The sequence below is a fragment of the Mitsuaria sp. TWR114 genome, from assembly GCF_007997345.1.
Genome location: NZ_VOSR01000047.1, coordinates 56034 through 68283, shown reverse-complemented (window position 1 = coordinate 68283; position 12250 = coordinate 56034). Strand labels below are relative to the sequence as shown.

The 12250-nt window shown below is 67.6% G+C and carries 13 protein-coding genes; 5 read left to right on the top strand and 8 right to left on the bottom strand.

Going from position 1 to position 12250, the window contains the following annotated elements:
- Together FUT87_RS03000 and FUT87_RS02995 are read left to right on the top strand one after the other, a co-directional pair.
- A partial coding sequence (locus tag FUT87_RS03000; protein WP_147240036.1) for a phospholipid-binding protein MlaC occupies positions 1–229 on the top strand: 229 nt, incomplete at its 5' end.
- 4 nt (positions 230–233) lie between these two features.
- Positions 234–548: an STAS domain-containing protein gene (locus FUT87_RS02995; RefSeq protein ID WP_091727166.1), complete on the top strand. Its 315-nt coding sequence runs from the start codon at positions 234–236 to the stop codon at positions 546–548.
- A gap of 99 nt (positions 549–647) precedes the next feature.
- Here FUT87_RS02995 and FUT87_RS02990 read toward each other — a convergent pair whose 3' ends face one another.
- Both FUT87_RS02990 and zwf read right to left on the bottom strand, forming a co-directional pair.
- The gene (locus FUT87_RS02990) at positions 648–1508 is read right to left on the bottom strand and encodes a MurR/RpiR family transcriptional regulator (RefSeq protein WP_067065809.1); all 861 of its coding nucleotides are present in this window, start codon (positions 1506–1508) and stop codon (positions 648–650) included.
- A 10-nt stretch (positions 1509–1518) separates the two neighbouring features.
- Positions 1519–2964 (bottom strand): glucose-6-phosphate dehydrogenase, encoded by a 1446-nt coding sequence (gene zwf / locus FUT87_RS02985; protein ID WP_091727164.1) that lies wholly within the window; start codon positions 2962–2964, stop codon positions 1519–1521.
- Positions 2965–3192: 228 nt separating this feature from the next.
- Between zwf and tal the strand changes: the two genes are divergently transcribed.
- From tal to FUT87_RS02970, 3 genes are read left to right on the top strand one after another with little or no spacing between them, the layout of a single operon-like run.
- Positions 3193–4143: a transaldolase gene (gene tal, locus FUT87_RS02980; protein ID WP_147240035.1), complete on the top strand. Its 951-nt coding sequence runs from the start codon at positions 3193–3195 to the stop codon at positions 4141–4143.
- Positions 4140–5768: a glucose-6-phosphate isomerase gene (pgi, locus tag FUT87_RS02975; protein WP_147240034.1), complete on the top strand. Its 1629-nt coding sequence runs from the start codon at positions 4140–4142 to the stop codon at positions 5766–5768. Before tal ends, pgi begins: the two co-directional genes overlap by 4 nt.
- 34 nt (positions 5769–5802) lie before the next feature.
- On the top strand, positions 5803–6423 hold the full coding sequence (locus FUT87_RS02970; protein WP_147240033.1) for an HAD family hydrolase: 621 nt from the start codon (positions 5803–5805) through the stop codon (positions 6421–6423).
- 37 nt (positions 6424–6460) lie between these two features.
- Here FUT87_RS02970 and FUT87_RS02965 read toward each other — a convergent pair whose 3' ends face one another.
- The 6 genes from FUT87_RS02965 to pilB all read right to left on the bottom strand — a co-directional run bounded on the left by FUT87_RS02965 (position 6461) and on the right by pilB (position 12172).
- A complete protein-coding gene (locus FUT87_RS02965) occupies positions 6461–6670 on the bottom strand; it encodes a DNA gyrase inhibitor YacG (protein ID WP_091727156.1) in 210 nt (69 codons plus the stop codon).
- A gap of 13 nt (positions 6671–6683) precedes the next feature.
- Positions 6684–7439: a cell division protein ZapD gene (gene zapD / locus FUT87_RS02960; protein ID WP_091731524.1), complete on the bottom strand. Its 756-nt coding sequence runs from the start codon at positions 7437–7439 to the stop codon at positions 6684–6686.
- 76 nt (positions 7440–7515) lie between these two features.
- Positions 7516–8109 (bottom strand): dephospho-CoA kinase, encoded by a 594-nt coding sequence (coaE, locus tag FUT87_RS02955; RefSeq protein WP_147240032.1) that lies wholly within the window; start codon positions 8107–8109, stop codon positions 7516–7518.
- 20 nt (positions 8110–8129) lie between these two features.
- Positions 8130–9071 carry an A24 family peptidase gene (locus tag FUT87_RS02950; RefSeq protein WP_255511632.1) on the bottom strand — a complete coding sequence of 314 codons (942 nt, stop codon included), beginning with the start codon at positions 9069–9071 and terminating at the stop codon, positions 8130–8132.
- Positions 9072–9074: 3 nt separating this feature from the next.
- Positions 9075–10313, bottom strand: coding sequence for a type II secretion system F family protein (locus FUT87_RS02945; RefSeq protein WP_147240031.1), 1239 nt, complete (start codon positions 10311–10313; stop codon positions 9075–9077).
- A 125-nt stretch (positions 10314–10438) separates the two neighbouring features.
- Positions 10439–12172, bottom strand: coding sequence for a type IV-A pilus assembly ATPase PilB (gene pilB / locus FUT87_RS02940; RefSeq protein ID WP_091727150.1), 1734 nt, complete (start codon positions 12170–12172; stop codon positions 10439–10441).
- Between the last annotated feature and the right edge of the window lie 78 nt (positions 12173–12250).

The following is a 12250-nucleotide window of genomic DNA, read 5'->3' as shown; positions in this document are numbered from 1 at the left end:
CGAGATCCGGGGCAAGGGCGATCCCATCCAGCTCGACTACCGCGTCGAGAAGACCGACGGCGGCTGGAAGATCTATGACGTGAACGTGCTGGGCATCTGGTTGGCCGACCAGTACCGCAACAGCTTCGCGCAGGAGATCAATGCCAAGGGCATCGACGGCCTGATCAAGTCGCTGGCCGAGCGCAACGCCCGCCCCGCGCCGGCCGCCTCCGCCGCCAAGAAGGGCTGAGGCGATGCTCAAGCTGCCGTCGCGGCTGCGCCTGGACAACGCGCCCGAGGAATGGGCGCGGCTCGAGGGCGCGCTGCGCGCCGAACTGGCGCAGGTCGGCAATGCGGCCGGTCGCGGCATCACGCTGGACGCGAGCGGCCTGAACGACTTCGACTCCGCCGCGCTCAGCCTGCTGCTCAGCGCGCTGCGCCTGTGCGGCCAGGACGGCTGGCAGCTGACGCTGCAGCAGGCGCCGCGCGAGTTGCGTGAACTGGCCCGGGTCTACGCGCTGGAGCATCTGTTCTGGCCTGACGTCGCGGCGCCCGCCGAGATGGCATGACGAGCCAGCACCAATGACGACGGGCCGCGATCAGCGCGTCGGCTTTCTGGGTGGCCGCTTTCGGCGCCGGGCGCCGGGCGCCGGGTGCGGACCGGCCGCCTACTGCGCGTAGCGCTTGGTCCGCAGGTTGCGCTTGATCTCCTGCAGCATCGGCCGCAGGTTCTCGCCCAGGCGCAGCGCGACGCCGGTGGTCAGCACGTCCACCACGATCAGGTGCAGCAGCCGCGACACCATCGGGCTGTAGCGGTCGTAGTCCTCGGGGTGGTCGACGGCCAGCAGCACCTGACCGGGCAGCTGTCCCATCTGCGCCAGCGGGGAGCCACTGGCGGTGATGATGATGGTCGTCGCGCCCTTCTTGCGGGCGATCTCGGCGGCGTCCATCAGGTCGCGGCTGCGGCCCGAGTTGGAGATGATCACCGCGCAGTCGCCGCTGTCCAGCATGGTCGCGCTCATCAGCTGGACGTGGCCGTCACTGCACGCGAAGGTGTTCACCCCCAGGCGGAAGAACTTGTGCTGCGCGTCCTGCGCCACGATGCCGGAGTTGCCGACGCCATAGAACTCGATGCGGCGGTGCTGGCGCGCCGCCTCCGACAGCGCCGTGATGGCGCGCTCGAAGGCATGGCTCGCCGCGTCGTTGCGGTAATGGAGCAGCGCCGCCACCGCGTTGTCCACCACCTTGACGATCAGGTCACCGGGCTTGTCGTCCTCGTCGACGGCGCGGTGCACGAAGGGCACGCCCTCGTTGACGCTGCCGGCCAGCTTCAGCTTGAAGTCGGCCAGCCCGTCGTAGCCCACGCTGCGGCAGAAGCGCACGACGGTGGGCTTGCTCACGTGCGAGCGGTCGGCGAGCTCGCTGACCGGCAGGTTCGCGAACGAGCGCGGATCCGCCAGCAGCAGCTTGGCGACCCGCTGCTCCGCCGGCGGCAGTGCCGGCAGCGCGGCCTTGATGCGTTCGAGCATGCTCATCGCGTCAGCATTCCTCGATCCATGAATGGCCGTCGCGCGCCACCAGCGCGCTCGAGGCCGGCGGGCCCCAGCTGCCGGCGACGTAGGTGCGCGGGCCGGTGCTGTCCTGCTTCCAGAAGTTGAGGATGGGCTCGACCCAGCGCCAGGCCTGCTCCTGCTCGTCGCTGCGCACGAACAGGTTCAGGCGCCCCGCGATCGCGTCCAGCAGCAGCCGCTCGTAGGCGCCCACGCGGGTGTGGGCGAAGGCCTTGTCGAAGTCCAGGTCCAGCGAGACCGGGCTCAGCGCCTCGTTGCTGGAGCCGCCCTTGTTGGCCATCAGCTGCAGCTCCAGGCCGTCCTCGGGCTGCAGCTTGATGATCAGCCGGTTGGGGCAGCTGCCGCCCGGGAAGATCGGATGCGGCACCGGACGGAAGTTGATGACGATCTGCGCGTCGCGCGCCGCCAGGCGCTTACCGGTGCGCAGGTAGAAGGGCACGCCGGCCCAGCGCCAGTTCTGGATCTCGGTCTTGAGCGCGACGAAGGTCTCGGTGTGGCTGTCGGCGGGGATCTTGCCCTCGTCGAGGTAGCCCGGCACCTGCCTGCCATCGACATTGCCGGCGCGGTACTGGCCGCGTACCACGTCGCGTGCGACGCTCTCGGCGGTGAAGGGCTTGAGCGCGCGCAGCACCTTGAGCTTCTCGTCGCGGATGGCGTCGGCGTCGTTGGAGGAGGGCGCCTCCATCGCGATCATCGTCAGCAGCTGCAGCGCGTGGTTCTGGATCATGTCGCGCAGCGCGCCGGTGCCGTCGTAGAACGGCCCGCGGGTGCCGACGCCCAGGCCTTCGGCCAGCGTGATCTGGATGTTGGCGATGCTCTCGCGGCGCCACAGCGGCTCGAACAGCGCGTTGCCGAAGCGCAGCGCCATCAGGTTCTGCACCGAGGGCTTGCCCAGGTAGTGATCGATGCGGAAGGCCTGCGTCTCGGCGAACACCGAGCGCACCACGCGGTTGATCTCTTGCGCGCTCGCCAGGTCGTGGCCCAGCGGCTTTTCCAGCACGACGCGCACCTTGTCGCCGTTCAGGCCGGCGGCGCCGAGTTGCTGGCAGATCTGGGTGAACAGGTGCGGGCTGGTGGCCAGGTAGAAGACCACGGTGTCGGCATTGCGCTCGCCCAGCCACTCCTTGAGGCGCGCGTAATGGTCCGGCTGCGAGAGGTCCATGCGGCGGTAATGCACCAGCTCGGAGAAGCGGGCGAACTCCTCGTCGTTGGGCCGCTTGCCGGCCTCGACTTCCTGGAAGCGCTCCTTGAGCCACTCGCGGTAGCGCTCGTCGGACTGGTCGTCGCGCGCGACGGCCAGGATGCGGCCGCCCTCGGGCAGCTTGCCGTGCCGGAACGCCTGGAAGAGCGCGGGCATCAGCTTGCGCCAGGTCAGGTCACCGGTGCCACCAAAAAAGACGAGATCGAAGGACATGAGCGCGGCGCCCGCATCCGGGCGTAAGAGTTGTTGGCGATGTCTTGATGTAACGGAGTTACCGGAATTATGATGCCCCAGTTTCTTGGGCCGGTCAACGTGCGCGGAGCCTCCGGGCAGCGGACCACAAGCAGTTCTAATAGGGGGTTTCCCCGTCTGCGTCGAGGGGCAAAGCCCATACCCCGACGCGCTCCGTCCCGTTCCCGCCCCTCCCAGGCGTCCACGCACATGAACCAGCTCGAACAACTCAAGGCTTTCACCACCGTCGTCGCCGATACCGGCAACTTCAAGCAACTGGCCCAGTTCACTCCGCGTGACGCGACGACCAATCCGTCGCTGATCCTCAAGGCGGTGCAGTCGCCCGACTATGCCCACCTGCTCGAGGACACCGTCGCCGCCAACAAGACCGACGCGCTGGACCTGGTGGTCGACAAGGTGCTGGTCGCCTTCGGCCTGGAGATCCTGAAGGTCGTGCCGGGCCGTGTGTCGACCGAGGTGGACGCGCGCCTGAGCTTCGACACCGTCGCGACGCTGGCCCGCGCGCGCCGCCTGATCCAGATGTACGAGGACGCCGGCATCGGCCGCGAGCGCGTGCTGATCAAGATCGCCTCGACCTGGGAAGGCATCCAGGCCGCGCGCGAGCTCGAGCTCGAAGGCATCCGCACCAACCTGACGCTGCTGTTCTCCTTCTGCCAGGCGGTGGCCTGCGGCGAGAACGGCATCCAGCTGATCTCGCCCTTCGTCGGCCGGATCTACGACTGGTACAAGAAGTCCGCCGGCGCGAACTGGGACGAGGCCGCCAACGCCGGCGCGAACGACCCCGGCGTGAAGTCGGTGACCGCGATCTACAACTACTTCAAGAAGCAGGACATCAAGACCGAGGTCATGGGCGCGAGCTTCCGCAACGTCGGCCAGATCCAGGCGCTGGCCGGCTGCGACCTGCTGACCATCAGCCCCGACCTGCTGGCCCAGCTGCAGGCCAGCGAGGCCCCGCTGACGCACGCGCTGGACGCGGACGCGGCCAAGGCGCTGGATTTGCCCAAGGTCTCCTTCAACGAAGCGGCGTTCCGCTTCGCCCTCAACCAGGACGCCATGGCCACCGAGAAGCTGGCCGAAGGCATCCGCCTGTTTGCCGCCGACGCCGGCAAGCTGGACCAGATGATCGAAAGCCTGCGATGACCGAGTCCCCGCGTTGCGACCGCAGCCCGACCTGGGCGGCCCTGCAAAGCCATTTCCAGCAATCCGGCCGCGCGTTCGACGTGCGCCAGGCCTTCGCGGCCGACCCTGGCCGTTTCGCGGCCTGGTCGCTGCAGGCGCCGGAGGTGTTCGCGGACCTGTCAAAGAACCGCATCGACGCCCGCACGCTGGAACTGCTGCTGCAGCTGGCCCGGGACGTGCAACTCGAGTCGCAGCGCGAGGCGCTCTTCAACGGCGACCCCATCAACGCGACCGAGGGCCGCGCGGTGCTGCACACGGCGCTGCGCGCGCCGGCCGGCCAGGGACCGTTCTCGGATGAGGTGCAGGCCTCGCTCGATCGCATGCTCGCCTTTGCCGATCGCGTCCGTGACCAAGCCACCAGCGGCATCACCGATGTCGTGCACATCGGCATCGGCGGCTCGGACCTCGGTCCGGCGATGGTGGTGCAAGCCTTGCAGTCGTATGTGCCGGCGGGCCTGAAGCTGCATTTCGTCTCCAACGTCGACGGGCACGACCTGGCCCCAGTGCTGCGCGGTCTGGATCCGAAGACGACGCAGTTCATCGTCGCGTCCAAGACCTTCACGACGCAGGAAACGCTGGCCAACGCGATGGCCGCCAAGGCCTGGTTCCTGAACAGCGGCGGCACCGACATCGCGCGGCATTTCGCCGCGACGACCAGCAACGCCAAGGCCGCGGCCGAGTTCGGCATCGACACGACCTTTGGTTTCTGGGACTGGGTGGGCGGCCGCTACTCGCTGTGGTCGGTGATCGGCCTGCCGATCGCGATCGCAGTGGGCTCTGCGAACTTCCGCGCGCTGCTGGCCGGCGCGCATGCGATGGACCAGCACTTCCGCAGCGCGCCGCTGGAGAAGAATCTCCCCGTGCTGCTGGGCCTGCTGGACGTCTGGTACCGCAATTTCCATGGCTTCAGCAGCCGCTCGGTGGCGCCGTATCACCAGGGCCTGCGCCGGCTGCCGGCCTATCTGCAGCAGCTGGAGATGGAGAGCAACGGCAAGGGCGTCGACCGCGCCGGCGATCCGCTGAGCTTCGGCACCAGCCCGGTGGTCTGGGGCGAGGCCGGCACCAATGGCCAGCATGCCTACTTCCAGATGCTGCACCAGGGCACCGACGTGATCCCAGTCGAGTTCATCGCGGTGAAGACGCCCAACTTCGGTGACCACGTGCGGGGTGAACTGCTGGACAAGCTCAAGGACCAGCACGTCAAGCTGCTCGCGAACTGCCTGGCGCAGTCGCAGGCGCTGATGCAGGGCAAGACCGCCGAGGCCGCGCGCGCCGAGTCGGCACCCACCGCATCCAAGGATCTGGATCCCGAGGTGCTCGCCCGCCATCGCAGCTTCCCGGGCAACCGTCCGAGCACGACGCTGCTGCTGGACGCGCTGACGCCGTCGTCGCTGGGCGCGCTGATCGCGCTGTACGAGCATCGTGTGTTCGTCAGCGGCGCGATCTGGAACATCAACAGCTTCGACCAATGGGGCGTCGAACTCGGCAAGGCGCTGTGCAACAGCCTGCTGCCGCGCTTGAGCTCCGGCGACGCGACGGGCCTGGACGGCTCGACCGCCGGGCTGCTCGCCAAGGTGCGCGGCTGATCCCCTTCTCCCTCAGCAGTAAAGATCCCCACAGATGAAGATCGTGTTCGACTTCGGCGCGGTGCTGTTCCACTGGCATCCGCCGAGTTTCCTGGCCCGCGTCTGGGCCCATCGCGTTCCCGATGAGATCGAGGGCGCCGAGGTCGCCAAGCATTTCTTCCAGGCCTACAGCGGCGACTGGGGCGCCTTCGACCAGGGGCTGATCGACGCGCCGACGACCGCCGACCGCATCCACGCCCGCACCGGCTGGCCGCGCGAGGAGATCGTGGCGGTGATGGACGCCGTGCCGTCGGAACTCAAGCTGATCGAGGGCACGGCCGCGTTGATCCGCGACCTGAAGGCGCAGGGGCACACGCTGCACTTCCTGTCCAACATGCCGGAGCCGTACGCGGACTATCTCGAGCAGACCTTCCCGCTGAAGGACTGGTTCGTGTCGGGCGTGTTCTCGGGCCGGGTGAAGGAGTCCAAACCGTCGAAGGCCATCTTCGATCTGGCGCTCGAGCAGTTCGGCGCGAAGGCGGACGAGGTGCTCTTCCTCGACGACCATCCGGCCAACATCGCGGCGGCGAAGGCACTCGGGTGGCACACCCACCTGTTCACGACGCCTGAGCTCGCTCGCCAGGATCTCGTGCGGCGGGAGTTGCTCCCCGCTTGAGACGCGCAATGAAGAACCGGCCCGAGGGCCGGTTCTTTCATTTGGAGGCGTCGTCCTCGTCGACGGTCGTCGGGGGCGCGGCCACCCGGAAGGACTCGTCGGACCAGTGGCCCAGGTCGATCTGCCGGCAGCGCTCGCTGCAGAACGGGCGCCAGAGGTTGTCCGGCGAGAACAGGCTGTCGCCGCCACAGGTCGGGCAGGGGACGATGCGTGGCGCCGGGGTGGCGGGGATGAATCGCTCGGTCATGACGGTACGGCTGTCAGGAACACAGGGTGAGTTCGAAGGTGGCGTCGACGGGTGCCGGTTTCAAGCGCCCGTCCTCGTCCTGGCGCATCAGGCGGATCGAGACCATCAGACGGTGGCCGCTGATTTCCGGAATCAATCCCAAGCTGGGGTCAATGCGCATGCGCAGCAGCTGGAAGCTGCGACCCGGCGGCAGGCTCTGCTGGTACTGGCCGCCGTGCGCCGCCACCTTGTGCGGCGAGCCACTGTCCCGCAGCAAGCCAAGCAGGACGTTGAGCGCCTCGGCCATCGGCATCAGCGTCTGGGCCCACTGCATGAGGTCATTGCGCCGGCGCACCGGCAGCAGTTGCTGCCAGGCGTAGTAGGCCGGCAGGTCGAATTCGCAGGTGCCGCCCGGGATGGAAATCCGGCTCCGGATGCTCATCAGCCATTCGTTCGTGGTGAGCGCGTGACCCGCCTTGCCCGGCAACTGGTTGAGCTTGTCGAACGCGGCGTCGATCCGGCCGACCACCTCGTCCAGCACCGCTTCCGAGACCGCGGGATTGCCGCGGTAGCCGTTGAACTGCGTGCGGTGGCGTTCCAGCTCCTTGAGCAGGTCGGCCTTCAGGTCGGCGCGCGAGGCGACATCCATGACCTCGAAGATGGTGGCCAACGCGAAGTGGTGATCCATCGCGGTGTCGCGCGCCATCAGCTGACCGAGCCGATCGAACAGGTGTTCGAGTCTGAGCATCGTGCGGATGCTCTCGTTGAACGGATATTCGTAGAGGACCAAGTCGACCATCCCTTTGCGGCAAGGGGCCATTGTTCCACAGTGCGCCGATGCATCACCCTGGCCGGGTGAGGGGTGGTCAGAACAGGGGACTGGTCAGCAGTTGGCCGACTTCTTCTCGCAGTTGCGACAGAGTCAGGCCGTCGTTGTGGATCACCGCATCGGCGGCGGCGCGACGCTGCGCCCGCGTCGCCTGCTGGGCGAGGATGGCCCGCACGGCGCCCTCGCTCAGGCCGGACCGGGCCATCACCCGGGCGATCTGGGTGGACTCGTCGCAGTCGACCACCAGCACGCGGTCCACGAGGCGCCGCCAGCGGCCCGACTCGACCAGCAAGGGCACGTCGAAGACGACCCGCTGGCCGGACGCGGCGAGCGCGGCCTGCCGCGCCGTCTCGGCGCCGATCATCGGATGGAGGATGCTTTCGAGCGCCTGTTTCGCAGCGGGATCGCGGAAGGCCAGGTCGCGCATGGCGGCGCGGTCCAGCGCGCCATCGCTGGCAACGAACGGTCGGCCGAACCGGGCTTCGATCGCCGCCATCGCTCCCCCGCCTGGGGCCGTCAATGCGCGCGAGATGGCGTCGGTGTCGACCAGCAGCGCGCCGCCGAGTTCCACCAGCGCGGCCGCCACGGTGCTTTTGCCGCTGCCGATGCCGCCGGTGAGTCCGATGCGCATGGGAGGCCCGGCGGACGGGATCAGATCGCCTGCAGACCGAGCCAGGCGGTGACTTCGGCGGTGCCGATCAGCAGCACCGCGAGCCCGCCGCCCGCCAGGAACGGACCGAACGGGACATAGCGGCCTTCGCGTAAGCCGCCTCGCAGCTTGAGCGCGATGCCGACCACCGCACCGATCAGCGAGGCGAACAGCGCGACCGGCAGCACCATCTGCCAACCCAGCCACGCGCCCAGGGCGGCCAGCAGCTTGAAGTCGCCGTAGCCCATGCCTTCCTTGCCGGTGGCCAGCTTGAAGATCCAGTAGATCGACCAGAGGGACAGATAGCCAGCCAGCGCGCCGATCAGCGCGTTCGGCAGGGACACCGGGATCCAGCCCGCATGCGCGGCGACCAGTCCGGCCCACAGCAAGGGCTGGTTGATGCTGTCCGGCAGCAGCGTCGTGTCCCAGTCGATCCCCGCCAGCGCCACCAGCGCCGCCGCGAAGCCGCAATAGAGCAAGGCGCTCGGCTGCGGGCCCAGGCGCCAGGCGATGCCGGCGAACAGCAGGCCGGTCAGCAGTTCGATGAAGGGATACCGCGGCGAGATCGGCGCCTTGCAGGCGGCGCACTTCCCGCCCAGACGCAGCCAGCCCAGCAGCGGCAGGTTCTCGTGCCAGCGCAGGGCGTGACCGCAATGCGGGCAACGGGAGGCCGGCCGGATCAACGAGAACGCGGGCTGGCCGTCCAGGGCTTCCCGCAAGGGGACGACGGAGGCGGCCAGTTGCCTGGCCTTGGCCTCATCCAGCCCCGCGTGGGTGCGCAGGTCGTCTTCCTGGGCCAGCTGGTCCGCGCAATCGGACAGCCAGGTCCGATGCAGCATCACCGGCGTCCGGTAGATGACCACGTTCAGGAAGCTGCCGACGCACAGGCCGATCAGGCCAAGGTAAGCGGGCGACAGCAGCGCTTCCAGCAGGCTCTGGTCCAGCACTTACACCACCGCGCCGAGCTTGAAGATCGGCAGGTACATCGAGATCACGATGCCGCCGATCAGCGTGCCCAGGAACACGATGATGATGGGTTCCATCAGGCTGGACAGCGCCTTCACCGCGTCGTCCACTTCTTCTTCGTAGAAGTCGGCGGCCTTGCCGAGCATGTGGTCCAGCGAGCCGGACTCCTCGCCGATCGAGGACATCTGCAGGACCATGATCGGGAAGATGCCGGTCGTCTGCATCGAGGTCGTCAGCGACGCGCCGGTGGACACGTCACGCTGGATCTTCTCGGTCGCCTCGACGAACACCGCGTTGCCGGAGGCGCCGCCCACCGAGTCCAGCGCTTCCACCAGCGGCACGCCGGCGGCGAACATCGTCGCCAGCGTGCGCGTCCATCGCGCCACCGCCGACTTGTAGATCAGTTGGCCGAAGACGGGGATCTTCAGCAGCAGCCGGTCCATGAACTTCTGCATCTTCTCCGAGCGTTTCCAGCTCTGGAAGAAGAAGTACAGGCCGCCGCCGATGACGCCGAAGATCAGCCACCAGTAGGCGACGAAGATCTCGGACATGGCCATCACGAACAGCGTCGGCGCGGGCAGGTCGGCGCCGAAGGACTTGAACACGTCCTTGAAGGCCGGGATCACGAAGATCATGATGACTGCCGTCACGACGAAGGCCACCACCAGCACAGCGATCGGATAGGTCAACGCCGACTTGATCTTGCCCTTCAGCGCGACGGTCTTTTCCTGGTAGATGGCCAGGCGGTCCAGCAGCGCTTCGAGAATACCGCCCTGCTCGCCGGCCTCGACCAGGTTGCAGTACAGCGCGTCGAAGTAGAGCGGATGCTTGCGGAAGGCCGCCGACAGCGAGGTGCCGGTCTCGACGTCCTGGCGGATGTCGGTCAGCAGCTTGGTCAGGCGGGGGTTGGGACTGCCCCGGGCGACGATGTCGAAGGCCTGCAGCAGCGGCACGCCGGCGCGCATCATCGTCGCCAGCTGGCGCGTGAAGACGGCGATGTCCTTCTGCTTGATGGACTTGCCGCCCGAGCTGCGCCGCTTCTTGACCTTGGTGACCAGGATGCCCTGGCGCCGCAACGAGGCGCTGATGACGGCTTCGCCGCCAGCGCGCATCTCGCCGCGCACGATCTTGCCGTTGCGGTCCTTGCCTTCCCACTCGAAGACGAATTCCTTGATGTTCTTGCTGGTCGCGCTCTTGCCGCTTGCGGTGGTCGTCGCCATATCACCTCCTGCCGTCGCGCCAGGGGACTGGCGCTCCCAATCTTTGATTCGTTCGAACGGTCCCGGTGGCCAGACGCCAGACGCGCGAACGCGGCGTCCGAGGACGCCGCGTCAGGTCGCCGGTGTCATTCGTTGGTGGCCGCCAGCACCTCTTCCAGTGTCGTGACGCCCGCCCGGACCTTGACCAGCCCGGACTGCCGCAAGTCCCGCACGCCATCCGCGCGGGCCTGCTCGGCGATGTCCATGGCCGTTCCCTCGGACAGGATGATCCGCTGAATCGCCTCGCTGATGGGCATCACTTGGTAAAGACCGACACGGCCTCGATAACCATTGTTGCAATTCGAGCAGCCAACGGCGCGATAGGGCTTCCAGCTGCCGTCGAGTTCCTCTTCGGCGAACCCGGCGCGGACCAGCGCCTCGCGGGGGTACTCGGCCGGCGCCTTGCAGTTTTCGCACAGCCGCCGGGCCAGGCGCTGGGCGGTGATCAGCAGGACGCTAGAGGCGATGTTGAACGGGGCCACGCCCATGTTCAGCAGACGCGTGAGGGTGGTGGGCGCGTCGTTCGTGTGCAGCGTCGACATCACCATGTGGCCGGTCTGCGCCGCCTTGATGGCGATGTCGGCCGTTTCCAGGTCGCGGATCTCACCGACCATGATGATGTCGGGATCCTGGCGCAGGAAGGCCTTGAGCGCCGCGGAGAAGGTCAGTCCCGCCTTGTCGTTGACGTTGACCTGGTTGATGCCGGGCAGGTTGATTTCCGCCGGGTCCTCGACGGTCGAGATGTTGGTGCCGGGCTGGTTCAGGATGTTCAGGCAGGTGTACAGCGACACCGTCTTGCCGGAGCCGGTCGGCCCGGTGACCAGGATCATCCCGTAGGGGCGGTGGATGCACTGCAGCAACCGCTCCTTCTCGATCTTCTCGTAGCCCAGCGCCTCGATGCCCAGCTTCGCCGACGACGGGTCCAGGATCCGGATCACGATCTTTTCACCGAACAGCGTCGGCAGCGTCGAGACCCGGAAGTCGATGGCCTTGGAGCCGAACTTCAGCTTCATCCGGCCGTCCTGCGGGACACGGCGTTCGGAGATGTCCAGCCGCGAGATGACCTTGATGCGCGAGGACAGCTTGTCCTTGATCGCGATCGGCGGCTGGGTGATCTCGCGCAGTTCGCCGTCGACGCGGAAGCGCACGCGGTAGTGGTACTCGAACGGCTCGAAGTGGAGGTCCGATGCCCGCATGTTGATGGCGTCGACCAGCATCTTCTGCAGGAAGCGCACGACCGGCGCGTCCTCCACGTCGGTGATGTCCTGCGACTCTTCCGGCGGCGGGGCGTCTTCCTCGGCGATGTCGAAGTCGAAGTCCTCGCCGGAGATCGCCTCCAGCGCCTCGGCCGTCGACGCGGCCGTGATGCCCAGCAGCTTCGCGAGCTTGTCGTGCTCGACGATGATCCATTCGGGGGTCAGCTGGGTCGCGAACTTGATGCGTTCGACCGCCTCCTGCTCCGTCGGGTCGGCGCCGCCGATGAAGAGCCGGTTGCCCCGCCGTGCCAGCACGACGACCTGGTACTGGGTGGCCAGCTTGGCGTCGATGATGTTCTGCGGGAGCTTGTGCGCGTCGACCGCGTTCAGGTCCAGCAGCGGCAGCGCCAGCGCGTGCGAGAGCGTATGGGCCAGGTCCGAGGGCGACACGGTCCCCGATGCCATGACCGCGTTGACGAAGCTGGTCTTCTTCTCCCGCGCCAGCTTGACCAGGTCCTCGGCGGCCTGCGGCTTGAGCTTGCCGGCATGCACCAGCACGCGGGCAACGCCGGACAGGGCGGACTGAGGGGGTTCGGCCAATGTGGTGTCCACGGATATCGCCATCGGTTGGGTCTTGCCTGATGCCCGGCGCTGGCGCCGGAACGACCTCTCACTTTACCCCCTTGAACGAAGGGGTGACGC

Excerpts from the sequence above, each read along its gene's own strand:
- FUT87_RS02995 (WP_091727166.1), top strand. The coding sequence starts at position 234 with ATGCTCAAGCTGCCGTCGCGGCTGCGCCTGGACAACGCGCCCGAGGAA.
- FUT87_RS02990 (WP_067065809.1), bottom strand. The coding sequence starts at position 1,508 with ATGCTCGAACGCATCAAGGCCGCGCTGCCGGCACTGCCGCCGGCGGAG.
- zwf (WP_091727164.1), bottom strand. The coding sequence starts at position 2,964 with ATGTCCTTCGATCTCGTCTTTTTTGGTGGCACCGGTGACCTGACCTGG.
- tal (WP_147240035.1), top strand. The coding sequence starts at position 3,193 with ATGAACCAGCTCGAACAACTCAAGGCTTTCACCACCGTCGTCGCCGAT.
- pgi (WP_147240034.1), top strand. The coding sequence starts at position 4,140 with ATGACCGAGTCCCCGCGTTGCGACCGCAGCCCGACCTGGGCGGCCCTG.
- FUT87_RS02970 (WP_147240033.1), top strand. The coding sequence starts at position 5,803 with ATGAAGATCGTGTTCGACTTCGGCGCGGTGCTGTTCCACTGGCATCCG.
- FUT87_RS02965 (WP_091727156.1), bottom strand. The coding sequence starts at position 6,670 with ATGACCGAGCGATTCATCCCCGCCACCCCGGCGCCACGCATCGTCCCC.
- coaE (WP_147240032.1), bottom strand. The coding sequence starts at position 8,109 with ATGCGCATCGGACTCACCGGCGGCATCGGCAGCGGCAAAAGCACCGTG.
- FUT87_RS02945 (WP_147240031.1), bottom strand. The coding sequence starts at position 10,313 with ATGGCGACGACCACCGCAAGCGGCAAGAGCGCGACCAGCAAGAACATC.
- pilB (WP_091727150.1), bottom strand. The coding sequence starts at position 12,172 with ATGGCGATATCCGTGGACACCACATTGGCCGAACCCCCTCAGTCCGCC.